A 23,381-nucleotide genomic window follows, 5' to 3' on the forward strand; every position below is an offset into this window, starting at 1 on the left:
GTTCAGTTGGTCTTCGGGCTCGGCAGGTGCCGGCCGAGGTAGCCGACGTAGACCATGCCGGTGCCCCGAGTGTCGTCGTGGAAGTGGAGCCGAGGCGCGGGGTCCCTGTTGTCGACCTTGTAGTGGGCCCACATCGTCACCCTGCCCTCAGGGGCGACGTCGGTCGGGACGGGGAAGGTGCGCGCCTCGCGCATGGTGGGGTTGGTCCGCACGGTGTCGTGCTCGGTCATGCCCAGCGCGTTCGCCGAGACGACGCGGGCGCCGGTCGGGCAGTCGCGGCACCACTGCTCGAAGTTGCCTTCGAACTCCCCCTTGACCCGGGCCTCGGCGTAGGACTGCAGGGCGAGCAGGGCATCCCATGCCTTCGCCGCCCAGGTCAGGGACCGGGTGTGGTCGTCGAGGTCGCGGCTGGCGGCGGTTCTGGGTCCGAGCTCGAGGAGGGGGAGGTGCGCCTCGGCCGCGTCGAGGAGCTCGTCGAAGGACCCCGGTACCGCAGGGACAGGTGGCGCTGTCAGCTCCCAGGGGCGCACGTCTGCCTTGAGCAGCTCCTTCTCGAGGAACTGGACGCGGCTCAGCGTCGCAGAGAGCTCTGCGGCCTGGGTAGCTGCCTCCAGGACGGCGCCGTCTCGGTCGTGCTCGGCCTGCGCACGGGCTGCGCGCTCGTCGGCGAGGCTGCGCTCGGCCTCCTCCACGAGCTCGACGAGCTCGTGCTCGACCTGGGCGGCCGTGGCGAGCCGTGCCTGGGCGCCCTCGTCGGGAGCCGACTCGCGACGGGTGACGCGCTCGGCGGAGCGGAACCCCGGCAGGTCGGCGACGTGGTCGCGCAGCAGCACGGGCAGCGGCTTGGCGAGCGCGTCGCTGCGGAAGGAGCCGGCGACGACGCGCATCGCCCGGTGCGCGTCCGCCTGCAGCGTCTCGGGAGAGAGCGCCCGGTGGCGGCGCGGGTCGTCGTCGGGCTCGCCCAGACCGGGCCAGTAGGTGCGCCAGGCGCCGCGGCGCAGGCGGTAGCCCGGGCCGACGTTGGCGTTGAAGGCGGCGGCGGCCGGCGCCACGAGGTGAACCACGAGCGCCACCCCGGCGACTGCGGCGGCGAGCCGGTCCACGACACCGGGCGTGTCGTGCGCCACGACGACCGGCACGTCGCGCTCGGGGGCGCGCAGGAAGCTCAGGACCACCGCTGCGTCCTCGACACGGCTCACCAGGACCGGAGCCGCGCGCAGGGGGAAGCCGGCCGGGCTGGACGTCGCAGGCCCCAGGAGGGCGCCCACCAGCCTCGGCGCGAACGGGACCGGCGGCGGTCCGTCACCGGTGCGCTCAAGGTCGAGGACCACGTGCCAGGGGCCGGTGTCCTGCCGGACGGCGGTGAGGGTGGTCCGCCAGGTCTCCTGGGGGCGGGGCTCCTGTAGCGCCAGGCGGAGCGCCTCGAGGCCGTCGGCGGCGACGCTGGCCCGGTAGACCTGCTGGCCTCCGGGCAGGACCCGCGCCCCGGAGGTCGGGACGCCGGTAGGGAGGTCCTTGCTGTCGAGCCAGGCCGCGAAGGCCTCCTCGAGGTGCTCCTGCCCGTCGGCGTGGGCCGACTCGTACACGGAGCGGTAAATCAGCGCCATGGTTCCTCCTCTGTTGGCGGGTGGTGGGCAGCGCCCGAAGGCCTCGGGTCGGAGTGCGCTGGCGTCGCCCTCCGACCCGAGGCGTGTCAGGCCGGCACGCCGTTCCAGGCCCAGTCCGTGATCACCTCGGTGAGGTGCTTGATGTTCTGCGACCGCGCCTGGGGCCCGTAGGCGCCGCGGGTGAAGTCCGGGACGCCGCCGCGGTTGGGGTCGAAGTCCTGAGCGGTCAGCCACACCGACGTCGGCGCGACGGGCGCCTCCATGTGCGGGGCGAGCTGGCCGAAGAACTCGGCGACCTGCTCCGGGGTCCAGGTCTCGTCCTCGTCGTCGCTGGCGAGCACGAGGTTGTGGAAGACGCCGGCGAGGACCCGGAGCATGGTCAGGGAGCCGGTCAGGCTGCGCGTGCGCAGCGTCGGCGGGGTGAGCGTGCCGTCGGCGACCGCCGCGAGGTCCGGGAAGCCGTCGACCAGGCTGTCCAGGAAGGCCATCGCGTTCTCCACCGTCGACTCGTCGTCGAGCTCGGCCTCCCGCTTCTTGGTGATCCGGCCCATGACGCCGACGTTCACCGAGCGGACGATCTCGATGACGTGCTTGGCGCCGAGCAGGTTCTGGTTGCCGCCGGTGATGCGGTCCTGCTCGACGTCGACGCGGCCCTGCAGCAGCTTGTGCTTGGCGACCGGGTCGAAGGTGCGGTTGATCAGCTTGCGGTTGTCGAAGCGGACCTTGACGGCCTGGCGGATGCCGAGGGCGTTGTCGGCGACGTCGAAGAACATCTGCTCGTAGGCGTCCGGCGAGCCCTCCTCGTACACGTACACACCGAGGTGCTCAGTGGCGAAGCGCTCCTTGTCGGCGGCCAGCTCCGCGAGCTTCTCGTCGAGCTCGCTGGTGTCGGCGCCGCGCCCCTTGGCCCGCGCGAGCTGCTCGAGCAGCTCGTCCTCCTCCCGGCTGATGGCCGCGGTGGCGTCGTGCAGGCCGAGGACGCGGTGCTGACCATCGACGATCTTCAGCACGGCCCCGTGCGGCACCTCGAGAATCCCCACCTCGATGCCGCCGGGCAGCTCCAGCTGCTTGGTGAACGTGCACTTGCCGTTGTCGCGCACGAGCAGCGGCGGCGCGACCCACTCGGGGTGCCGGCGCACGTACTTGCCGAAGTCCGTGGCGTGCTTGGCGTCGACCTTGCGGTTGCCCGGGGTGGGGTGCTGCGGGTCGGGCACGGGCAGCACCCGGCTGACGTCCTCCAGGGGCAGCTGGACGGCGTACACGGTGCGGGCGCCCTGCTTGAGACGGACGGCAACGAAGCTGTCGCTGCGCCGGACGCCGGTGACGGTGGAGGTGTTGAGCGCGTTGAGGGAGGCGGTGAGGGACGACACGATGGGCTTCCTAACTGTTGTAGGACCGGTACAGCAGGTTGCTGACCTGGAGTAAAAGTTAGCAGCCAGCCAGCTTCCGTGTCAAGAGTTGCAGCCGACCTCAATATTTTGTCGAGCCCCTCGACCTGACGTCGCGCCCGGCGTGGCGCCGCCGCACTGTTCAATCGCAGCTGTAGCGTCGCCGAGGTGCACCTCCCTTCGCCCGACCTCGACGGTCTGCCTGACGGTCTTGCGCCGCTGGCGCCGCTGGGGGAGGCGCTCGCCGACGGCACCCGCCGACGTGTGCTGACGATCCTGGTGAGGGACGGCAGGGCCTACCCGTCGGTCATGGCCCGCGAGCTCGGGGTGTCGCGCACGGCTCTGTCTCATCACCTGAACGAGCTGCGCAGCAACGGCCTGGTCGTGAGCACCCGCGAGGGCAGGCGGCAGCGACAGGAACTGTCGTCGCTGGAGCTGCGCCGCGCCCTGCACGACCTCGTGTCCGTCGACGGGTCGACCGCCGGCCACGGGCAGCTTCAGGCCCAGGACCCCCTCACGAGGGCGGAGTCCCCGATCGGCTCGATCTCGCCGGCCGACGAGCCCCACGACCCACGCCCGGTCCTGCTCGTGCCCTCCCGGATCGCGAGCACCCACCCTCACCATGAGCCCCGGGCCCTGACCGCGGAGCAGCGGGCGGCGTTCCGACAGATCGCCCGGCTCTCCCGGTCGACGAAGGCTGCCGCGCTGGCCGGCACGGGTGCCCGGCCGCTGCACGAGGTGAACCAGCCTGCGCTCCGACCGGTGGACCTCATGCCCGAGACACCTCGACGAGGGCTGCAGGCGCTGTCCCTCTTCTCCGGTGGCGGCGGCCTCGACCTCGGCTTCCACCGGGCCGGGTTCGCGCACGTCGCCTCGTTCGAGCTCCTGCAGGACGCCGCTGCCACGCTGCAGAAGGCCCACCCCGACTGGCAGGTGTTCGGCGGCGCCGCAGGGGACGTCGGCGAGGTGGACTGGCGGTCATGGCGCGACCAGGTCGACGTGCTGCACGGCGGGCCGCCGTGCCAGCCGTTCTCGGTCGCTGGTCGCCAGCGCGGTCAGCTCGACCCGCGGGACGGCTGGCCGGCCTTTGTTCGCGCGGTGCGGGCGGTGCGGCCGCTGGCGTTCGTCGCCGAGAACGTCCCGGCGCTGACCTCCCGCAAGTTCGCCGCCTACGTCGAGCAGGTGATCACCGGACCCCTCTCGCGGGACTACACGATCACCCGGATGCTGCTGCGCAGCGAGGACTTCGGCGTGCCGCAGACCCGGCGCCGCGTGGTGTGGGTCGGGTTCCGACGTCGCCGCCAGGCAGCTCGGTACACCCCTCCCTCGCCCACCCACGCCTGGACGCCGCCGGGCGAGCCTCCCTCCGGCCTGCCGCGCACCATGGGAGTGCGCGAGGCGCTCGGCCTGCCGGACATCGGGTTCGACTGCCTGTCCCCCACGATCCGCAGCACCCTCACCGGGCCTCGGCACACGACCTCGATCCTGAACAGCACCGCCGCTCAGCGGGTGTTCGAGCGCCTGCAGGTGTGGCCGAACGGTGTCGCCCCGGACCGGGAGCGAGCCAGGGCCTTCGTTGCGGCGAACGGGCACTTCAGGCTCGCCGTGCCGGACGTGGCGCTGCTGCAGGGCTTCCCGGAGGACTGGCCGTTCCAGGGCGCCACGTACATGCAGCTCGGGCAGATCGGCAACGCCGTGCCGCCGCCCATGGCCTACGCCGTCGCCCAGTCGATGGCGGCCGCCCTGACCTGACCTGATCGCACCAGCACAGCAGGTCAGGTCAGGGACGAAACGGCGCGCCGTAACCCTCAGGGCGCACCGGCAGCCCGGCGTGTGCGAGAGGGTGCTCTGCCATGGCGTTCAACCAGGACGACGCCCGGGAGCGGGCGATGGTCGACAAGCTCAACTTGGCCCAACGGGAGGGTCGAGCACGTGACGAGGCCGACGGGCACACCGATGTGCTCGTCGGCGGCGTCGAGCACCGTGTGCTCTTCGAGTGCAAGAGCGCACCGCAGGACGGTGACTTCGGCACCGGTCGCGACACCGGCATGCGCCAGCTGCAGCGCTGGTCGACCATGCACTTCGCCTTCGGCTGGTTCGCACCGCGCGACGACCGGCCGTACCGGCTCTGGTACGGCTCGCCCCGGATGATGCGGCCCTGGAACCAGGCCGAGCAGGAGTACCTGCGCCACGACCTGACGCTGCTGGAGGTGGTGCCCGGGGCCGTCGATGACGAGGTCGCGACCCGGGTGCTGGGCGACAAGGACGTGTACACCTACCAGGACATGCGCACGCTGCTGAAGAACCAGTGGAACGCCGACGGCGCGAACGACCAACCGAACCTGTACCGCGAGCGGGCCGACGTACGCCGCGGACCCCGTGCAACCGACCATCTGTACAGCCGGGAAGTCGCCGTCCAGGCGGTGCGGGACCGCGTCAGGTACCTCCTGGCTCGAGGAGGCACCGTCAACAACCGGAAGATCAGTGCGAGCTACGTGATGGGGCACTGCGTCGAGCTGCACCCGCCGCGCTTCGCCAACCAGCTGGAGCGGGCCCTGCGCGAGGAGCTGGAGCTCGAACCACCGCGGGTCAGCTCAGGGGGGTGACGTCCGATCCCGCAGAAGAGCGCAAGGACCGGCGGCGCGGGCCCGCCGGTCCCACCAGCCAGCTCGGCCTCGGTGCAAGCACGTTTCCGCCGCCAGAAGCGTCGTGACACCGCCCCGGAGCTGGCGCTGCGCCGCCTCCTGCACCGCCGCGGCCTGCGCTACCTCGTCGACGCGCGGCCACTACCCGAGCTGCGCCGTCGCGCCGACCTGGTCTTTCCCGCTGCGAGGATCGCGGTCTTCGTGGACGGGTGCTTCTGGCACCGCTGCCCCGAGCACGGCACCGAACCCCGACACAACGCCGAGTGGTGGAAGGACAAGCTGGCCCGCAACGTCACCCGCGACCGCGAGACCGACAGATCGCTCCTCGACGCGGGCTGGCTGCCACTCCGGTTCTGGGAGCACCAGCCAAGCGCGGACGCCGCCGACGTCGTCGCCGCCGCCTGGGCCGCTCGACGCCCTGGACGCTGTAGCGGGGGACAGCGCCGGAGCCAAGCCTCCAGCCGGGTCACCGTCTCGAAGACGGCGCCGGCTGTCGACGGGCCGGAGGCGCTGACCTAGGAGCCGCTGCACGAGCGGCAAGAGCGCCTCCGACGAGCACACAGTTCGGCTGCACGCCATGGCAGGACAGTCAAGCCAGATCGAGAAAGAGAAAGGGCATGCGTGACTTCAGCGTCAGTACCAGCCCGAGGGTGGGTCGTCAGGCGGGAGCTCAAGGGCAAATCCTCCGTCGCTGGTGGTGACGTCGTATGCGCGCATCCTGTCTGTGGAACGATTTAGCAGCGTCGCGAGGTCGGGCGCGACCGGCCCGATCTCGTCGGCCTCCCAGCGGACGATCCACACTCGGCCGCCGGGGTCGACACAATCCACTGCGAGCACCTCGGCTCCGTGAAGTCGCAGAAGCGGGAACCACGATCTGCGCCACATCCTGCCGTCGTCACCCTCGTCCTGCGCCACCCTGCGGAGGCTCTGGCCCTGCTTGAGCGAGGCAGCCAAGCCCGGGAACTCCGCCTCCGGCACTAGCCGGGGGGGGGACGCGAGGTTTGTCGTACCAGCGCTGTCGGTCCACGCCGTCGGCGAGGCGGTACAGCTCAACGACGTCGGGGTGCAGCGCCAGTCCGAACTGCTTCTCGGCCTGCCTCAGGTCGCGTTCAGTGGCCGGAGGGCGCAGGTAGTCAGGCACCCGGGAGCCAATCTTCCGGTGCAGGTCCACGAGGCGGCGGAAGGCGGCGGCGACGTCGGTGCCCGTCAGGGACGGCCACGGTGAAGTGGCAGCGGCACTGGTCGTGGTGGGCCCGACCGAGCGACTCCGGGAGCGGGTGAACGACACGGTCGTGGCCCTGCGTCGCACGGCCGACGACGTCGTCGACAAGCTCCGAGCCGCGGGCACGCTCGCGTAGCACCAGGGACAGCCGCCCGGGCACCGCCGAGGACCGCACCTCGTGACTCCGGCGACTCCTCGATGCAGGACCTCGCTGCAGATCGCCCGAGTCCGCACGCAGCAGCGCTCCCCCCTCGGACCTGCGGGAGCGCGGCCACCGAGCAGGGCGAATCCCCTGTGAGAGGCACCGGAACACCTGCCCGCACTCACCGTCGGATAGTTTGCTCGAGGGGGTTGACGGCTATCCCGCAGCGTGTCACCATAGTTGAACAGGCAGGGTCGCACGGGTAAGTGCGAGCCTGAGATCCAACTATCGCGGAGGCCGCATGCTGCACATCACCCTGGGCGACCGTCGCCCCGTCGACCCCGTCGAGGACGAGCTCGGGCGCAACCACGTCGGCTTCGCCGCCGACATGTCGCAGGCGGACCTCTACGCCGTGAACCGCGGCTGCTGGGTCCTGGGAGAGCGGGCCGACACCGAACGCTACGCGCTGTTCAGCTACAAGGGGATCGTCCGCATGGCCCTCGCCATCGACGCCATCGAGCCCACCTCCAGCAACCGTCGCGCGCTCGTCGGCAGGATCCTGCAGCCCGGCGACCGCGTCCACGACGTCTACGTCGGCGGGCCGGCGCCCATCGTGGGCGCGCGCAACCCGATCACCTACGTGCCCGACCCTCGCTTCGACCTGCGTGTCTGCTCCTGCGGCTGCGGCGAGCCGATCCCGCGGGGCGACTGGGTGCCCGGCCACGACCAGAAGGCGCTGCACAAGCGGATCGCGCAGATCGGCACGGTCAAGCAGTTCATCGAGTGGTTCGACGCCAACGCCCCTCAGGCGGCTCGCGCCGGGCACTGACCTGCACCGTCACAGGGGGGTCGCGGCGTCGTCGCTGCGACCCCCGCTGTGTGGGAGGCCGACGCACCCCTTGTTCGCCAGACCCGAGCTGGGCCGCTAGGACGCGGCGGCGGCGACGAAGTCGGTGAGAGGGGTGAGGTCGTGCTCCCAGAGCAGCACGACGCCGTTGGCGGGGCTGCTCCCCTGAGCCGTCACGAGGCAGGAGAGGTCGAACACGCCGGCCAGGACGACGGCGGTGAGGACCTGGCTGCCGAAGGCCTGCCGCCAGGTCTCCGCCTTGCCGCCGACCTCGCGGTTGACCCGCTTCCAGCTGTTCTTCGGACCGTTGGACACCTTGCACTCGACGGCGAAGAGCCGTCCGTCGAGCAGGCGCACGGGCACGTCGCACTTGGCCGGCTTCTCCGCACCTCCGGGTCCCGCGGCGATCTTGCGCTCGCGGCTGTAGGTGCCGCGGGGCAGCTCGTCGAGGACCCGCAGTGTCCGTCGGCTGGGCTCGAGCTGGTACCCGGCCGCAGCCAGCGCCGCGGCCGTCGCGTCCTCTTGGCGAAGCGACGCCTCCCCGCGGCGGCTGGTGCCCAGCATCTGCGCGGCATGCAGGACTGTCGTGGCGAGCACCGCAGCGCGGCGCTCGTGCTCGGTGGGCGCACGTCCGTCGGCGACCCAGGGGAAGCGGACGTTGTCCACGACCAGCCGCAGCGCCGCGGCGGTGGCGTCGGCGTACTGCGGAGGAACCCTCTTGAACCGAGGTCCTCCGACGAGGGTCCACAGGTCCTCCTGACTGATCGGGGGACCGCACACGTAGCGGAAGACCTGCCAGGCGCCGGGGTCGTCGCGGAACACCTTCCCGGTGAGCTCACGCAGGTCGTCGGAGGCGGCGAGGGCCGCCTCGACTCTCGGCCGGACGTCCGCGCAGGCGTCGGCGAAGGCGTTGGGCCCCTCGTCTCGGCGTTGCTGGGCGAACCGCGCCTCGGAGAGGTCGCGGGCGGCCTTGAGCTCCTGCGCGCTCCAGCGAGGCGGGTCGACGAAGCCTGGGGGCACGACCGGCAGTGTGCCGTCGACTGCGCCTCGTCGACCCGTGGCGCACCCCGCGTGTCGCTACGCCTCGACTGCCGGACTGGTCGCGCCGCTCGCGCCGGCTTGGCCGGCTGCCCGCACCCGCACGCGATGGGCCCCGTTCACCCGGTGTTCCATGGCGGTGTAGCGGGTGCGCCGCAGAAGCTGCGCCGGCCACGGCGGGCTGACCGGCGGGACCGCGGCGGGACCACGGCGCAGGGACTGCAGGAGCACCTCTCCGAGGGCCTGGGCGACGTCGACCTGCACTGCGTTGCCGACCTGCCGAAAGCGCGACGCCGCGCCTCCCTGCAGGGGCCAGTCGGCCGGGAACCCCTGCAGCACCGCGCACTCGCGGACCGTGAGCCGGCGCAGTCGGCCGTCGGACTCGCGCACCCAGTCCGGGGTGCTCGCGGCACGGATGGTCCGCGAGGGCAGTGACGGGTCGGCGAGGAAGCTGTCCTGCCGGTAGCCCCAGTGCCCGCCCGGACGGTTGGCCTCGACCCTCCCACCGGTGCGCAGCCCCTGCCCGGGCTCGAGAGCCTCCAGCGCGGCCGCACGCGGCCCGGCAGGGCGCACCACCTCGGCCTCCTCGGGGGCGGGCAGCGCGTCCAGGGTCTCGCCGAGAGTGACCCAGGGCTTGACCTCCGGGCCGAAGGGGAGGCCCTGCGGGCCGGAGGGAAGGCGCGCGTGCGTCGGGGCCGGGAACTCCGGCAGCTCGTACTCCGCGGAGGCGAGCAGCAGAAGGCGCACTCGACGCTGCGCTGCGCCGTAGTCCGCGGCGTTGAGAGTCGCGACCCGGCTCGCGTAGCCGAGCGCGGCGAGGTCGGCCTGGATGGACTCCAGGACCTCGCCCGGGCGACCAGTCGGCCCCAGCGCCGTGACCAGGCCACGGACGTTCTCGAACAGCACGAACCGCGGACGCAGCTCGCCGACGAGGCGGAGCATGTGCGCGAGCAGCTGTCCTCGGGGGTCCTCGAGTCCCCGCTGGTGTCCCGCGGAGGACCAGGGCTGGCACGGCGGTCCGCCGGCCAGGAGGTCGGGCCGCCAGTCGGCGCGAGCTCGCTCCGGGCGCAGGTCGGCCGCGCTGAGCGTGCGCACGTCCTGCAGCAGCAGCCGGGCTCCCTGAAGGTGCCGGTGCGAGGTTCGCCCTCGAACGGGCAGTGCGGCCCGCTGCGCCGCGCAAAGGGTGCGCACGCAGTCCGCGTCGACGTCGGTCGCCACGGTCGTCGACCAGCCCGCACGCTCCAGGCCGACGTCGAGCCCTCCCGCGCCGGAGAACAAGCTCACGAGCTGAGCTTCGCCTCGCGCGCCGGCTCCCGGAGCCGCTCTGCGTGGCGTGCGCCGCGCCGACGTCGCCGGGTCCAGGGTCGCGCTCACCGACGCACCTGCGGGAGCTCGCCGCGTGCAGGGGTCCCGTGGCCGCTCCTGCCGGGGTCGTCGAGTTGCAGGCCTTGCGCGATGAGCCGACCGGCCGTCTCGGACAGCGAAAGGCGCTGGTCGCGCGCCACGTCGCGCAGCCGCGCGTCCAGCGACACCGGCAGTCGGACGAGCACGGCGCGACGCTCGCCTCTCCACTGCGGTCGGCGCCGTCGCGGCGGCGCCGACGGGTGCTCTGGGACGTCCGGGTCTGCGCGGTCGAGGGGCGCGGACGGCTTCGCGCCGACCAGGGCAGCGGCGACCTCGGTCGTGGCGGCTACTCGAGCATCGGGCAGGTGTGGCACTGCTGAATCCTGATACAGGATCGCCCCGGCGTAAGGCAGGGGCTTACCCCACGGCGTGTCGCGGCACGCGACGACCGGCTGCCCGAGGGGAACGTCCGCCTGTCCCGTCAGGCGCGCGGCGCCCCGTCGCGACGGTCAGAGACCGGTCCGGTGCCGCAGCAGCTGCTCGACGACCAGCAGCAGCGCCTGCAGGGAACTGCCGGCAGTGCTGTGGAAGGCGAGGGGCCCGTCGTCGTACTCGCTGCCGGGCCGGTACAGCCCCACGCCCCAGCCGGCGTGCTCGTCGCGGTCCCAGGACAGCGACTCCTCCTCGTCGGTGACGAGCAGGGTGTGCCCGTCGTCGAGGCGGACCTCGAGCGCGGCGTGCGAGCCGCCGGTCTGCGTGAAGGCCGTGGGCAGGCCAAGCGTGTTCAGCGCGTCGATGACGTCTCGATAGCCGTCCTGGCCCGCTCGAGCACTGCCGCCGTGGTCGAGCATCCGTAACTCCTCGTGCAGGACTGGAGCGGGCTGCGGGGCGCTGCTCGCCACCACCGAGACTTGCACGCTTCTCTGCACTCTGTCAATCTCCCGATGTAGAGGTTCTAGAGAACTGGAGTGTGGAGTGATGCGGCGGATCGAGATCGACGACGAGGTGTACGCAGCGCTCGCGGAGCATGCAGTCGGCTTCCAGCAGCCCAACGACGTGCTCCGGGCGCTCCTCGGGCTGGCGGCGGACGCGAGCCCGACGACCACGGCAGCAGCCGTCCGTTCCGGCCGGCTGGCCCCGCTGTTGGCCGTGGGCCTGCTCAAGCCAGGTGACGAGCTCGTGCACAGGCAGGTGCGCAAGGGGCAGGCCTTCACAGGGAGGGTGGAGGCCGACGGCTGGATCCGCACTGACCGCGGCCGGTACGCGGAGCCGTCACCGGCGTTGCGCGACCTCGTGGGCAGCCAGATCGACGGGTGGAGGCACTGGTGGCACCTGGCGTCCGGGAAGAGCCTGCGGCAGCTTCGCGCCGAGTCCGGAGGGCGACCACGAGGCCGTGCAGGCTGAGGACGCGACGTGCGACTGGATCACCGTGACTCTCAGGGGCCGTGGAGCGTCAGGCGACCGCGCAGAATGCAGTTCGTCCCGTCCCCGCCCGTGGCCCTTCGCCTCGCGCTCGTGCTCAGCCTCGACGTGCGGCGACGCCGGTCGTCGCCGCAGTTCTGCAACAGGCCCGGCTTCCCTCAGTTCGGGTCAAGGGGGTGCCGATGGGGTGCCGATGGGGGCGGTGATGTGGGCGTGGAGTCGGTGCTTCGGCGGCCGCGGGCTGGGCGATACGCCCAGGCGCGCTACGGGCAGCTGCGCCGGCACTGGCGCCGGCGGGTCCTGCCTCGTGTCGCGCTGGTGCTGGTCCCGCTCACGGTCGGCGTGTTGGCGTTGTCCCTGCTCGCCGAGGGTGCGTGGGCGTGGGTAGGGGCGGTGTGGTTCGGCGTCGTGCTGGGCTTCTGGTTCTACGCCGTGGACGCGGTCCCGAAGCACATTGAGAACTGGGCGAGCGGCGCGGAGGGTGAGCGGCGCACTGAGCGTGTCCTGCGTCCCCTCGAGCGCACGGGGTGGCACGTGGTGCACGACCTGAAGCATCCCGGCGCCGGGAACGTCGACCACCTGGTGCTCGGTCCCGGCGGGTTGTTCGTGTTGGACAGCAAGGTGTGGGGCGGCGTGGTCAGTGTCGACGGCACCGGCGCCACGGTGACTCCCCGCGACAACCCGGACGCGGCGTGGACAGCTCGCGGGCTGCACCGCGCCCACACCCGCACGGCGGCCGTGGTCGCACGCTGCCTGGCCGCGCGCTCGTCACGGGCGGTGCCCGCCCCGCGTTCGGTGGTCGTCGTGTGGGCGCCGTTCCCTGCGCGGGTCGTCGTCAGCGGCGCCGTCACCTACGTCGTCGGCGAGCACCTGGCCGACTGGCTGCTGGCCCACCCCCGTCAGCTGCACCGCGAGCACCTGCAGGCCCTGCAGGCCGCGGCCCGACCCGACCTCCTGACCGACCTAGCGGACGGCCCGCGCCGCGCCGCGCCAGGCGACCCGCCGGCTGCGGGGCTCGCCGGTCCTGCCGGGCCCCCCGCACCGGCTGTCCGAGCGGTGGGGGCTCCGTGATGGCGTACCCGTCGCGTCCGGTGCGCCGGGCGTTGCCGGAGTTCGCCGGCACGGCCACGTCGCGCCCGTCGCCGGAGCTGCTCGAGCGGCTGTCGAAGTTTGTGGTCGCCGAGTACGCCGCCGGCCGGTCGCTGCGCGAGATCGCCGAGCTGACGGACCGGTCCTTCTCCGCCGTGCGCAACGTCCTGGACCGCGCCGGGGTGCGCCGCCGAGGGGTGGGCGCAGTGATCGCGCGCTCGGACTCCCCGCAGGACGCCGTCTGACCCCGGCGGCACTGTCTTGCCGCGTCCGTCCCTCCTCGCCGGGCGGCTCTTCACCGGCAGTCCAGGGACGGACGGCAGCCGCCCCACCTCGTGCAGCGCAACGGGCACGACCCTGCCAGCGAGGCCTCGAGCGCGAACGTGAGCGGAGGTCCGGGCCAGCCGTAGCGCTGAGTAGGGCACTCCCGCTGACGTCGCTATCGCGCACCAACCCGTTCCTGCCGGTCGGTCCCTCCAGCGGATGGCTCCTGCACCTGTGGGGTGAGAAGCGCTCGAGCCGGTACCAGCCGGGGTGTTTATGGGTGGGCGTTCCGGAGGTCGAGAGGCGCTGTTGTGCGGCGGTGGGCGGCGGTGACGGCGCTGCGCTCTTGCTCGAGCAGGGGGGCGATGGTGTGCAGGGGCAGGTGGTCTGCGGCCTGGGCGAGGCGTACGGCGGCTTGCTGGACGCGGCGGCGGTAGGAGTGCTCGAGCACGATCCGGGCGTAGTGCTCGGCGTTGCCCAGTACCGGGGCTGCCTCGCACAGCTCGAGGAGCAGCACGGCGGTGTCCTTGCTGGCGGTGCGCGCGTTCTCGCTGCCGTGGCGGCGCAGCTGGCCCAGCACGGTGACCGGGTCCACCGGCTGGCCGCGCTCGAGCAGGATCCGCGCGGCCGCGGCGACGTGGCGGTGCTGCGGCACGGTCCAGTCTTGCTCGCCCAGCGCGTCCAGCAGAGCCCGGGCGATCACGGGGGTGGCTCGCAGCAGGCAGCCCAGCACCGCCGCCTCAGCCCACGGCGCCCCGAGCAGCTCCCACTCCCCCAGCACCGACTCCGCTGGTACCGCCTCTCTTGGCATCGCGTCTCCCGGCACCACCGTCCCCCGCACCAGGTCGGCCTCTGGCGCGACGAGCTCCTCGAGACCCGGCTGCTGCGGATGCGTGACCCGGCTGGCAGCGGCTGCACCCGCCCGACCCCCGCCCTGCTCATTTCGGTCACTAGCGCTGCCGTGGCCGTCGCGGCTGTCGGTAGGGCTGTTGTCGTTGCTGTCGTGCTCGTGCTGGCTCATCGCGGACTTCCCCTTCGCGCACGCTCAGGGTGGGGTGGTCGTCCAGGTGGCCAACCGTTCTTCGCCCCCTCCCGGCAAGCAAGGTGTCCGCGGGCGTAGTAGGTGGTGGAGGGCAAGGTGGAGCGCCCGCAGCGCAGCGAGGACGTACGACCTTGCCTGCAGGCGCCGCGCCCGCAGACTCTTGCGGCCGGGAGGGGGAGAAGATCCAGCGTGTTCACGCCGGCGCAGCCGGCTCCGCTCGACAACGCCGAGAACCTGCGTGAGGCGTTCGCTCCGTACCTCGGTGCTGCCCGCAAGGTCGGCGGTCCGGGCCGGACCCGGCGCAGCACCCGCGGCAGGTCGACCCGTGAGCGCGGCGGCGCGGACACCGGGCCGACCCCGCAGACGGTCCGCGCATGGGCGGCGGAGCACGGCATCGAGCTCAAGTCACGAGGGCGTGTACCCGCCGACGCGATCGCAAAGTACGAGGCCGCGCAGGGCTGACGGCAGCACGTCGTGGTGCCGCCTTCGGCCAACCCATGCAGCACCACGACGCAGCCAGCACACGAGCCCAAACGGGGCTTGAAGTGCCAGAGGCGTTGTTGGGGTACCAGTGCGGCCGGGCCTCCTTTCAGCGTCGGCGACGGCCGGGCCCTGTGGTGCGGACTGCCTGGGCTTCGAGGTGCTGCTTAACCTGCTCGGGGGTCATATCGTCCATGAGGCGTCGAAGGGCGAGACGCATGACGGCGCTGCGCGAGACGTCGACCTTGGGTCGGGAGGTCAGACCTGCCACTCGGGCGGCTTCCATGAACTCGTCGGTGGAGCGGTCTACGTAGAGCGTGACCTTGAAGGTCGCCCCGATCTCCTCAGGAGACGGGCTCGGCGTGGGAGGGGTGGGCTCGGCTCCCGCGGTCTTCTCGGGAGCGGCCGCGGCCTTCAGCGCGACATCTGGGGCAGGCTGCTGTGTCTCGCGCTTGAGTGGCGCCGCCGGCTCGGGCAGTTCGCTGTCCGGGTCGTGAGGCATCGGCGAGGATGGGTCGGCTGTCGCCTCGCGAACCCGGGGGTGGCGCGGCGGTGGCATAGCGCGGCGGGCCCTCTCCCGCTTGGCGGTGAGGGAGGCCAGGCCGTTGGGCCGGGCGGTGACCTTGGCGTCGGGCTGACTGTCGCTCATGCGCTCTGGACCTTCACGAAGCCGGCCAGGCTGTGCAGGCTGGCGACGAAGCCCTGGTAGGCCTTGGGGGTGGGGTCGTCGGATGTGATCGCGACGCGCTTCTTTCGGGTCTCGATGCCGCGTACGTACGGGACGGGCTCGGCGACGGGGATGGGGGTGCCCTCCACGATTCGCGCGACGCGGCTGATCTCGGCGGCGCTGGGCACGCGCGGGATCATGGTGGGGACGATGACCAGCGGGTAGTCGGGCATCTCCCGCACCATGCCTTCGGTGGCGTTGAGGTCCTTCGTTTTGAGCGGAACGGGCACAACCACCAGGGAGGCAGCGGCGATCGCGCCGTCGCCGGACGCCGACCCTCCGCCGTGCGTGTCCACGACCACGAAGTCTCGGTCCCACTCCCCCGCCCACTGCAGGAGCGCGTCAGCCATGGCATCCGGCTCTGGCTGATTGAGCTCGAAGTCCGGGTGGCACGGGACTAGGTCCGGCTTGTGGTAGCCGCTCAGCAGGCGTGGGCCGCGTCCTGACTCCAGAGCGTCGAGCAGTGGCGCGCGGAGGCGGGCCTCGTGTCGGTAGCCCCAGGTCCGCGTCGCAGACCCCTCGTCCCACTCGAGGTCGACAAGGGGTGCGTTCAGCAGCCATGCAAGTTCGTACGCCAGGGTCGTCTTGCCCACGCCGCCCTTCCGAGCCGCGACAGTCACGATCTTGGTCATGCCCGCGATTCTGACGTCATAACGGCGCGACGTTGAGGAGGCGCGCCGGCAGAGAGTTGCTCTCTCGCCGTTGCAACCGTCCGCCGTTGCAACCGTCCGCCGTCGCAACCGTCCGCCGTCGCAACCGTCCGGTGACCCTCTCAACCGCACAATATCCGGCGGCCCCAACGTTGGGACGCTGCAGCGTTTGGCAGGTCCCGGGTTGTAATGGTGGCACGTTGAAACGTTGGGCGGTTGGGGCGTTGCAATAGGCTCAAGGGTTGCGCGCCGAGGCAGCCTGTCGCGACTCGCCAGCCGTGGCAGCGAGGGTGCCGGCGTCGAACAGGACGAGCTCATCAGCGTCGGGGACGGCGCGCCGGGTTAACTGGCACATCGCTACGTTGTGTTCAGCCGACGAGTCACCCACCGCCAGGGGAGTCTCTGCAGGCCACCTCTGCCATCTCGAAGAGCGTCGTCGGTGGTGGGGGAGTGCCCAGCGGGCTCGGTGTTCTGCCCAGGCTGCGGCGAGCTGCTGCTGCTCGTGGGCGGAGCGTCTGGCGTACGCGGCGGCGCGAGTGGTGCTGCGGTTGGTGAGGTCCGTGGGGGAGAGGTGGTTGAGCCAGTCGGTGTAGCGGGTGGCTTCGTGCTCGCCGGCCGCTGCACGCGCCTCGGCAAGCTGCTGCTTGCGCCGGGCCTGGTCGGCGGGGGACAAGGCGTTGAAGGCCTCTGCCAGGGCTGTGCGGCGGCGCTGCCGCTCGGCGGGCTCCAGGGTGCTCCACCAGGCCTTCTGGCGGGCTCTGGCGGCCTTGGCGGCCCGGGCCAGGGCCGCTTCGCGCTGCTGCTGCCAGCGGGCGCGGCGCCGTTGCGGGTCGAGGCGGTCCCGGAACGCGGCCCGCTCGGCGGCGATCTGCTCGCGCACGGCGGCGTCGCGGTCCTGACCAGGTTCCTGGACTCGATCGAGGAGTGCTGCCCGATCGCTCAACACGGCGGGCTCGGTACCTCGCACGGGCAGCCCGGCGGAGTCCGGGCAGTCGGCGGTGTCAGGAGCATCAGCAGAACCGACGATGTCCCGGATGTCGCCGGCGTCGACGACGTCGGAGGCATCCACAGCGGGCCAGGGGACGGCATGCCAGTTGCCGTGCTCGTCAACGGTGGCCAGGCCGTGCGCGGCGAGGGTCCGCAGGTGCTCCCGCAGCGTCCGTAGCTGACGGGCGGTCGGGCCGTGCTGCCCCGGCTCAAGCAGACCCGCGACGTACGCCAACTCAGCCAGGCTCGTCAATCGGTGAACCCCCGAGGTGCCTGCCTCAGTGCCCACCTGACTGCCTGCCTGAGTGTGCTGCTCAGTCTTCGGTGGGGGGAGATGGCGCAGGACTGAACAGGTGGGCAGGCCGAGCCCGCGCCGCAGGGGGAGGGGTAGGCGAGGGGAGGCGGGTGGGGCGGGCGGGACGCAGCCGGCGGGCAGGGGGGGTTGACACCTAGATGGGCCAGTGAGCGACACAGCGCTGCCCCGTGGCTGCTCCTGCGGTTTCTCCAGCGAGGCCTGCGAGGTCTGCGAGGTCCCGTGCGCGGCCTCGTGCGTGGTCCGGTCGGGCTGGTGCGCGTCGATGAGGTGCTGCCGGTGGGCGAACTGCTCGGGCAGGGCGAGGGTGTGGGCGGTGTCGGTGGTGCCGAGCTGGTAGGTCGGCACCACCTGCAGCAGCCCGGCGCCCTGCAGCCGGGCGAGCGCGGCCCGCACGGTGGTGCGCGAGGCGACCGCGCAGTCCAGGACGAGGTCGCGCTGCGGGATGGGCACCGCGCAGCTACCGACGCGGTCCATCCGCTCGAGCACCGTGGTCAGGACCTCGACGTCGGTGTGCCGGGTACGCACCGGCCAGGACCGCCACACCGCCTCTAGCGCGGCCCTGACCCGCTGCGTGGCCTCCAACAGCCCACCAGCAGCCCCAGCCGCCCCTGGACGAGCGGGACGGTCCGCGACCGTGACGCCGGTGCCCCCCGTGACGCCGGCGCCGCCGGCGGTGCCGGCGCTACCGGTGCTGCTGCTGGCGGCGGTGGCGCGGCGGTCGCGCAGCCACCCGTCGGCGTCGAGCACGCACCGGTTCCAGACCGTCCACCACCACCGGCGGCCCCGGGCGCGGGCCTTGGCGAACGCCGAGGGGTGCGCGGCGGTGATCGCCGCCCACGCCTCGGGCTCGGTGTAGCCGGCGAGCACCAGCGCCCAGGTCGCCTCGAGCTCGACCTGAGAACGGGTCGACGGGTCCCGGTCCAGCCCGGGGTCCAGCCGGGCCGCCGCGGCCCGGCCCCGCTCCAGGTAAGCCGCCCACGCCGCCGGCAGGTTCCGTCGCGGCCGCGGCAGCGGCGTCAACGCCGACCCCGGCCCACCCGCACCAGCCGCACCGCCGGTACCGCGCTGCCGCGGCACACCAGCCGCCGCTCCCGCGCTCAACCCAGCCGGTTGGCCCAGCCCGCCGGGCCCGGTGGGCCTAGATGGCCCGGAGGAGGAGGCTTCCTCGCGGCGGACGCGAACCCGCTCCGGCAGCGGCTCCAGCACCCGCCGCAGGTCCGCCAGAACTTCGTCGAGCAGGAGACTTGCCGGCGCGCAGGACGCACCAGGCGCGCCGGTGCGCCGGTGCGGTGCGCTCAGCGGCCGCAGCTGGGTACGCACGTCCAGCAGCCGGCTGCCCAGACGCAGCTCGCGGCGCAGCGCATCGACGTGCGCCCGCAGGGCGCCGTCGTGCACACCGGGCACCACGAACAGGTGCCAGCGCCCGGGCCCGCCGCCAGAAGGACGTAGCAGGTGCCACAGCCCGCGGGCCGCGCACCAGTCGCGCAGCGCCTCCGCCGCGGTGTCACCCAAGGCGCCGGCCGCGTCGACGTCGACACCGACCACGCCGGGGCGCAGCTGCCCCACCACGGTCGCCACTGCACCTCGGCCGACCAGAGCGAGGGCCTGCTCCAGCGTGCCGGGCGTGACCCCGGGGACCTTGCGGTTGCCCGCGTCGATCGCGAACCAGCCCGCCGGCGCGAACAGCAGCGCGTCGAGTGCACGGCAGAGCGGGGCGACGCCGTCACCAGAGGTGGGAGTCGAGCGTCGCCCCTGCGGGAACGACGCCGGGACGGTCACCGCCTCAGGCGGCGCCGGCCACGCGCGATCGACGGGCAAGGGTCACCAGGGCACGCCAAAGACACGGCGCGCCGCAGGTGACCGCCCGGTCCGGGCGGGGTAATGTCTCCTCCTGAAGGTCAGTACGGAGCCCTACACCCATCAGCACCGGCCAAAGTGACTTCGGGTGTGGGGCTTCGTCATGTCCGGCTCGCCTAGTGGCGAGCCGGTTGCCGCTAGGCGCTCAGCTCCATCGGTAGCTGGTCGCAGTTCGGTGCTGGCTCAGCCCAGACAGGGCGCCCGTCGCGGTCGACCTCGTCGCGCCGGACAAGCTCGACCAAGTAGTCATTCATAGTGAGCCCAGCGGCATCCGCGCGAGCCTTGACGACCTGTCGCTCTTCCTCGGTCCAGCGCACGACGAAGCCGCGCCGAGGTCCCTTGTGTGGTCGAGCCATGGGCCAGATCCAACACCGAGAAGGGCCGGCGGGCCGGTATCCGATATCGGCGTGTCGCGTACGGCCTGGCTCCGACATGCGGCTGAGCTCCTTCCGTTGATGACGATGAGGGCTCGGGGCAGACCCCACTGAGGAAGGGGGCATCTGGGACTCAGCCAAGGGGTGCACCCCGCTGGGCCATGAAGGGCTCGGGGTCGACGAAGCCGTCGCCGACGCGAACCTCGTAGTGCAGGTGGCAGCCGGTGGAGTTGCCGTTGCTGCCGACACGGCCGATCTGCTGCCCGGCGGTGACCTGGTCGCCGACGCGGGCCAGGACGCCGTTGTTGTACATGTGGGTGTAGCGGGAGGTGATCGCGCCGCCGTGGTCGACGGTGATCAAGGTCCCGTAGCCGCTGGCCGGGCCGGCGTCGACCACGACCCCGTTCGCGGCGGCGTAGATCGGCGCGTCGCAGGGGGCGCCGACGTCGGTGCCGGAGTGCAGCTTGTAGACCCCGGTGACCGGGTTGACCCGCATCCCGTAGGAGCTGGTGACCGGCCCGACGGCCGGCTTGGTCCAGCCCTCGGCGGAGGCACCGGTGGGGCTCTGCCCGGTGCAGGGCAACCCACCGGTACCGGTCGCCTCGGTCAGTCCGGTGCTGCCGGTGGTGCCGGCGCTGCCGGTGGTGCCGGCGCTGCCGGTGGTGCCGGCGCTGCCGGTGCTGTCCGCGCTGCCGGTCGCGCCGGCGCTGCTGCTCGTGTCGCTGGTGTCGGTGTCGCTGGCGGCGCCGGCCAGAGCGGAGACGACGGCGACGGCAGAGTCCCAGTACCGCTCGTAGTGGTACGGGTCGGCGTTGCGCTGGGTGCGGTGCGCCGCGATCGTCGGCGCCAGCGTCTGCCAACCCTCGACCCGAATCAGCGCCTTGAAGAAGTTCGTCGACGAGACGTACGGGTCCATTCGGTCCGCGTACGAGCCCCACGCACCGTTGGCGCGCTGTTGGAACAGCCCTCGCGAGTCCGGTCCCACGGCGTCGCCGCGGTCCAACACGCGCAGCGAAGACTCGCCCATGGCGGTCATCACCCCGATGGTCTGCGCCCGCTGGTCCAGCCCAAGAGCTGCGCCCGCCTGCAGCACGTAGGCGGCGTTGACCAGCTGCTCACCCCGGTACCCGGCCACCGGGCCGGCCGGGACGCTGCCCAGGTCGACCTGCACACCCGGCCCGGACGGCCCGCACACCGCGGCCTGCGACTCCTCAACAGCGCCGAGCAACAAGACCGAGCCCATGCAACCGCCCACCAGCAGCGCAGGCGCGAGGACGAACGCTGCCAGCCGCGTCGTGCTGCTCACCGGGGCAGCCCACCCCTCCGACTCACGGCCCGACTCACGGCTTGCTCACGGCCCGACTCACGGCTTGGCTCACGGCCCGGCTCACGGCCCGACCGTCGCCGGCGGGATGATCCGCTCGGCCCGCCACGGCTCCCCAGCCCCCTCGCGGGCGAGCAGCACCACGTAGGGGCCGACGTCGGTCGGGACCGTGACCTGCGCGAGGTACGGGCTGGGAGAGGTGACCCGGGTCGGTGCGGCGGTCACCATGCGGACCGGGACGTTGCCCGGGTCGGTGAACTCGTAGGCGGTCGCCGCGGCCGGGGTGAGCAGCGGCTGCAGCTGCGCCCACCACGTCGCGGGGTCCAGGTCTGGGCGGGCGAGGGCTCGCATCACCCGAGCGGCCACATGCGAAGCGGTGGTCTGGGACTGTGCGTCCCAGGTCGGAGCCGGCTTGGGCGGCTCGTGCTCGGCGTCCTCGTCGGTGTGCCCGTCGACGGTAGCTACCAGCGGTGGCGGCGCAGCCGCCGTCGTGCTCGGGGTGGCCGGTGCGTCCGAAGCTGGCTCGGCGCTGGCCCCGGCACAGCCAGAGGCGGCCAGCAGGACGGCGAGCACAGCGGCGCAGGCCGTCGGTCCCCGCACTACTGTCCTCGTGGGTGGACACTGCATGAGTGCATGTCTACAGCACGAGGACACTGATGGACAGTCGCCAGTCCGCCCGGTTTGCGCCGCGTTGCACCGCTAAGCCCGGGGCAGCACCACTCAACCCGTGGAGATGCGACACAGGGAGTTAGCCTGCAGGCAGGGCTAGTGAGCGCGAAGAGGCGACGTTGAGCGGTTGGTCTGTGTCTGGCGGGTGGGCGCCCAGCTGGGGCCTGCGGCGGCGGTGCCGCGCGGCACTTGCCGGGCTCGAGCTCCCCTTGGTCGGCGTCGACATCCAGACAGTTCGTCGCTGCCTGGAGGCCGAGCGAGGTCGACAGATCGAGCTGACCCCTGTGGCCGGGTCGAGGCTCACCCACGGGCTCTGGGCGAGCACGGACGACGTCGAGTTCGTGCAGTACGAGCGGCACACGACGGTCTGGCACCAGTGGCTCATCGTGTGCCACGAGTTCGCGCACATGATGCTCGGGCACGACGCGGACGCAGCGCTGTCGACCGAGGACCGGGCGGTCCTAATGCCCGACCTGCCCGGCGTCGACGTCAACTTCGTCCTGCGGCGTGAGGTCTACGACAGCCACCAGGAGCAGGAGGCGGAGTACCTGGCGACCCTGCTGATGCAGAGGATCGACAGGGTGGCTGCGCTCCCGGGCGTCACGGCGCGGGCCGACGCTGCTGCGGTGGCACGCCTGATGCAGTCGCTCGGCGACGTCGGCTGAGCTGGCCGAGTTGACTGAGTCGGTTGAGTTGGCCGGAGGAAGCTGCCCGTGATGTACGTCGGCGTGGCGCTCGTCTGGCTGGTGCTGCTCGTCAAGGTCCCCGCTGTGCTGCGTGGGTGGCGTGACCGGGGCCGCCGGACGTACTGGCTGGCGATCTTCTGCCTCATGGTGTGCCTGACCGTGGACCGCACGCCCATCTACTGGGCGACCTCCCGCTTCACCGGCATTCCCAACCTCGCTCACGGCATCTCCTACGGGGCGGCCATCGTCGGCGGCTTCCTGGCCCAGCTCTTCCTGCTCTACTCCTACGACCGTCGCCGCCTCGACCGAGAGCTCCCGTGGCGGCGGGTCTTCCTGGGCGTCGGCCTGGTGCTGTATGCGGCGCTGTTCGTGGCCGGGCCGGCGCAGCTGCCGACCGACCCTGACGTGCCACACGTAGCGGCCACCGGCCCGGGCCTGGCCGCGTTCCGGCTCGTCCTCGCGGCGATGGTCTGCTGGTCGATGGCCGAGATCTCGTGGTTGGCCTGGCGGTTCTCCGCCCTTTCCGCGCAGGCATCTCTGAGGCGTGGCATGCGCGTGGTGTCGTTGGGCTGCGCGCTGGTGGCCGTTCGCGTCGGCATCGAGTACGGGGTCTTCCCGTTGTGGTCGGCTGCCTCGGGGTGGACCGAGTCGTGGTCCTACTCCGGTGCCCTGTACGGCCTCAACCTCGTCGCGATGGGCGGCGCAGCGCTGATGGCGCTGGGCACGGCGCTGCCGGCGCTGAGTCGACGGCGGGAGGGGTTGCGTGCGTCAGCACGGCACCGCGAGGAGTGCAGGACGCTGCTGCCGCTGTGGGAACAGCTGCGGTCGGTCACCCCAGCGCTGTCCAACGTTCGAGGCGCCGCTCCTCGTCGTGGAGCCGGCCGGTGGGCGCCGCTGGACGGGCTGTACCGGATGGTCGCAGAGATCCGGGACGGCTACGTCGCCTTGTGGCCGTACCGCGACTTGGTGGTGGAGCAGGACCTTCGGCGCCGGGGAGCCGCTGCCGGGCTCCGGGACCTCGACCTTGACGCCTACGTCGAGGCGGGGTCCCTGCGCGGCGCGATGGACGCTCGAGCGACGTCCCAGCTAGCCGCGCAGCCGATCAGCCCGCCCTCGTTGACCGGGGGTTCCTTCGACGCCGAGGTGGACTACCTGCTGCGCGTGGCGCGCTGGTGGGAAACGCCGGACGCCGGCGCCGCCCTCGCGGATCGAACCGAGAGCGGGACGTCAGCACGACCGTGAGGCCGCGAGGACGGCGAAA

The 23,381-nt window shown here is 72.3% G+C and carries 25 protein-coding genes; 11 read left to right on the forward strand and 14 right to left on the reverse strand.

Annotated features, from left to right (window positions below; translation table 11 throughout):
- Nucleotides 1–2: 2 nt before the first annotated feature.
- Complete coding sequence (locus D5H78_RS18735) at nt 3–1,607, reverse strand: hypothetical protein (protein ID WP_133412100.1); 1,605 nt, start codon at nt 1,605–1,607, stop codon at nt 3–5.
- Between the two features lie 86 nt (nt 1,608–1,693).
- Nucleotides 1,694–2,977 carry a DNA sulfur modification protein DndB gene (locus D5H78_RS18740; protein WP_119952039.1) on the reverse strand — a complete coding sequence of 428 codons (1,284 nt, stop codon included), beginning with the start codon at nt 2,975–2,977 and terminating at the stop codon, nt 1,694–1,696.
- Nucleotides 2,978–3,163: 186 nt separating this feature from the next.
- On the opposite strand from D5H78_RS18740, the gene dcm reads away from it, so the two are divergent.
- The 3 genes from dcm to vsr all read left to right on the forward strand — a co-directional run bounded on the left by dcm (nt 3,164) and on the right by vsr (nt 6,159).
- The gene (gene dcm, locus D5H78_RS18745) at nt 3,164–4,747 is read left to right on the forward strand and encodes a DNA (cytosine-5-)-methyltransferase (RefSeq protein ID WP_119952040.1); all 1,584 of its coding nucleotides are present in this window, start codon (nt 3,164–3,166) and stop codon (nt 4,745–4,747) included.
- A gap of 101 nt (nt 4,748–4,848) precedes the next feature.
- Nucleotides 4,849–5,601, forward strand: a complete 753-nt coding sequence (locus D5H78_RS18750) for a hypothetical protein (protein ID WP_119952041.1) — start codon at nt 4,849–4,851, stop codon at nt 5,599–5,601.
- 72 nt (nt 5,602–5,673) lie between these two features.
- Nucleotides 5,674–6,159, forward strand: a complete 486-nt coding sequence (vsr, locus tag D5H78_RS18755) for a DNA mismatch endonuclease Vsr (RefSeq protein WP_119952042.1) — start codon at nt 5,674–5,676, stop codon at nt 6,157–6,159.
- Nucleotides 6,160–6,273: 114 nt separating this feature from the next.
- Here the strand turns inward: vsr and D5H78_RS18760 are convergent, their stop codons facing one another.
- Entirely contained in the window at nt 6,274–6,555 is a 282-nt protein-coding gene (locus D5H78_RS18760; protein ID WP_133412101.1) for an SMI1/KNR4 family protein, read from the reverse strand.
- Between the two features lie 236 nt (nt 6,556–6,791).
- Between D5H78_RS18760 and D5H78_RS20380 the strand changes: the two genes are divergently transcribed.
- Both D5H78_RS20380 and D5H78_RS18770 read left to right on the forward strand, forming a co-directional pair.
- On the forward strand, nt 6,792–6,998 hold the full coding sequence (locus D5H78_RS20380; protein ID WP_119952044.1) for an IclR family transcriptional regulator domain-containing protein: 207 nt from the start codon (nt 6,792–6,794) through the stop codon (nt 6,996–6,998).
- 307 nt (nt 6,999–7,305) lie between these two features.
- Complete coding sequence (locus tag D5H78_RS18770; RefSeq protein ID WP_119952045.1) at nt 7,306–7,833, forward strand: hypothetical protein; 528 nt, start codon at nt 7,306–7,308, stop codon at nt 7,831–7,833.
- Nucleotides 7,834–7,929: 96 nt separating this feature from the next.
- On the opposite strand, the gene D5H78_RS18775 is transcribed toward D5H78_RS18770, so the two are convergent.
- From D5H78_RS18775 to D5H78_RS18785, 4 genes are all read right to left on the reverse strand, one after another.
- A complete protein-coding gene (locus D5H78_RS18775) occupies nt 7,930–8,871 on the reverse strand; it encodes a XamI family restriction endonuclease (protein WP_165865804.1) in 942 nt (313 codons plus the stop codon).
- 57 nt (nt 8,872–8,928) lie between these two features.
- Nucleotides 8,929–10,263 (reverse strand): DNA cytosine methyltransferase, encoded by a 1,335-nt coding sequence (locus tag D5H78_RS18780; protein WP_165865805.1) that lies wholly within the window; start codon nt 10,261–10,263, stop codon nt 8,929–8,931.
- Nucleotides 10,260–10,439, reverse strand: a complete 180-nt coding sequence (locus D5H78_RS19500) for a hypothetical protein (protein WP_165865806.1) — start codon at nt 10,437–10,439, stop codon at nt 10,260–10,262. The genes D5H78_RS18780 and D5H78_RS19500 overlap by 4 nt, the downstream gene beginning before the upstream one ends.
- A 303-nt stretch (nt 10,440–10,742) precedes the next feature.
- On the reverse strand, nt 10,743–11,084 hold the full coding sequence (locus tag D5H78_RS18785; RefSeq protein WP_119952048.1) for a hypothetical protein: 342 nt from the start codon (nt 11,082–11,084) through the stop codon (nt 10,743–10,745).
- A gap of 127 nt (nt 11,085–11,211) precedes the next feature.
- Between D5H78_RS18785 and D5H78_RS18790 the strand changes: the two genes are divergently transcribed.
- The 3 genes from D5H78_RS18790 to D5H78_RS18800 all read left to right on the forward strand — a co-directional run bounded on the left by D5H78_RS18790 (nt 11,212) and on the right by D5H78_RS18800 (nt 12,989).
- On the forward strand, nt 11,212–11,637 hold the full coding sequence (locus tag D5H78_RS18790) for a restriction system modified-DNA reader domain-containing protein (protein ID WP_245941716.1): 426 nt from the start codon (nt 11,212–11,214) through the stop codon (nt 11,635–11,637).
- Nucleotides 11,638–11,973: 336 nt separating this feature from the next.
- Nucleotides 11,974–12,726 carry a nuclease-related domain-containing protein gene (locus D5H78_RS18795; RefSeq protein WP_165865807.1) on the forward strand — a complete coding sequence of 251 codons (753 nt, stop codon included), beginning with the start codon at nt 11,974–11,976 and terminating at the stop codon, nt 12,724–12,726.
- Nucleotides 12,726–12,989 carry a helix-turn-helix domain-containing protein gene (locus D5H78_RS18800; protein ID WP_119952069.1) on the forward strand — a complete coding sequence of 88 codons (264 nt, stop codon included), beginning with the start codon at nt 12,726–12,728 and terminating at the stop codon, nt 12,987–12,989. The genes D5H78_RS18795 and D5H78_RS18800 overlap by 1 nt, the downstream gene beginning before the upstream one ends.
- A 293-nt stretch (nt 12,990–13,282) precedes the next feature.
- Here the strand turns inward: D5H78_RS18800 and D5H78_RS18805 are convergent, their stop codons facing one another.
- Nucleotides 13,283–14,029 (reverse strand): DnaB-like helicase N-terminal domain-containing protein, encoded by a 747-nt coding sequence (locus tag D5H78_RS18805; RefSeq protein WP_119952051.1) that lies wholly within the window; start codon nt 14,027–14,029, stop codon nt 13,283–13,285.
- 210 nt (nt 14,030–14,239) lie between these two features.
- Between D5H78_RS18805 and D5H78_RS18810 the strand changes: the two genes are divergently transcribed.
- Entirely contained in the window at nt 14,240–14,512 is a 273-nt protein-coding gene (locus tag D5H78_RS18810) for an Lsr2 family DNA-binding protein (RefSeq protein WP_165865808.1), read from the forward strand.
- Nucleotides 14,513–14,639: 127 nt separating this feature from the next.
- Here D5H78_RS18810 and D5H78_RS18815 read toward each other — a convergent pair whose 3' ends face one another.
- From D5H78_RS18815 to D5H78_RS18840, 6 genes are all read right to left on the reverse strand, one after another.
- A complete protein-coding gene (locus tag D5H78_RS18815) occupies nt 14,640–15,179 on the reverse strand; it encodes a hypothetical protein (protein ID WP_119952053.1) in 540 nt (179 codons plus the stop codon).
- Complete coding sequence (locus tag D5H78_RS18820) at nt 15,176–15,889, reverse strand: ParA family protein (protein WP_119952054.1); 714 nt, start codon at nt 15,887–15,889, stop codon at nt 15,176–15,178. The genes D5H78_RS18815 and D5H78_RS18820 overlap by 4 nt, the downstream gene beginning before the upstream one ends.
- A 253-nt stretch (nt 15,890–16,142) precedes the next feature.
- Nucleotides 16,143–18,989 (reverse strand): hypothetical protein, encoded by a 2,847-nt coding sequence (locus D5H78_RS18825; RefSeq protein ID WP_119952055.1) that lies wholly within the window; start codon nt 18,987–18,989, stop codon nt 16,143–16,145.
- 215 nt (nt 18,990–19,204) lie between these two features.
- Nucleotides 19,205–19,567 carry a plasmid mobilization protein gene (locus D5H78_RS20570; RefSeq protein ID WP_425472984.1) on the reverse strand — a complete coding sequence of 121 codons (363 nt, stop codon included), beginning with the start codon at nt 19,565–19,567 and terminating at the stop codon, nt 19,205–19,207.
- Nucleotides 19,568–19,574: 7 nt separating this feature from the next.
- Nucleotides 19,575–20,747, reverse strand: a complete 1,173-nt coding sequence (locus D5H78_RS18835) for a M23 family metallopeptidase (RefSeq protein ID WP_119952057.1) — start codon at nt 20,745–20,747, stop codon at nt 19,575–19,577.
- A gap of 81 nt (nt 20,748–20,828) precedes the next feature.
- Complete coding sequence (locus tag D5H78_RS18840) at nt 20,829–21,116, reverse strand: hypothetical protein (RefSeq protein WP_133412103.1); 288 nt, start codon at nt 21,114–21,116, stop codon at nt 20,829–20,831.
- 602 nt (nt 21,117–21,718) lie between these two features.
- Between D5H78_RS18840 and D5H78_RS18845 the strand changes: the two genes are divergently transcribed.
- Together D5H78_RS18845 and D5H78_RS18850 are read left to right on the forward strand one after the other, a co-directional pair.
- Nucleotides 21,719–22,099 (forward strand): hypothetical protein, encoded by a 381-nt coding sequence (locus D5H78_RS18845; RefSeq protein ID WP_133412104.1) that lies wholly within the window; start codon nt 21,719–21,721, stop codon nt 22,097–22,099.
- A 51-nt stretch (nt 22,100–22,150) separates the two neighbouring features.
- Nucleotides 22,151–23,362 (forward strand): MAB_1171c family putative transporter, encoded by a 1,212-nt coding sequence (locus D5H78_RS18850; RefSeq protein ID WP_342782510.1) that lies wholly within the window; start codon nt 22,151–22,153, stop codon nt 23,360–23,362.
- Nucleotides 23,363–23,381: the final 19 nt, after the last annotated feature.

The sequence above is a fragment of the Vallicoccus soli genome, from assembly GCF_003594885.1.
Taxonomy (GTDB): domain Bacteria; phylum Actinomycetota; class Actinomycetes; order Motilibacterales; family Motilibacteraceae; genus Vallicoccus; species Vallicoccus soli.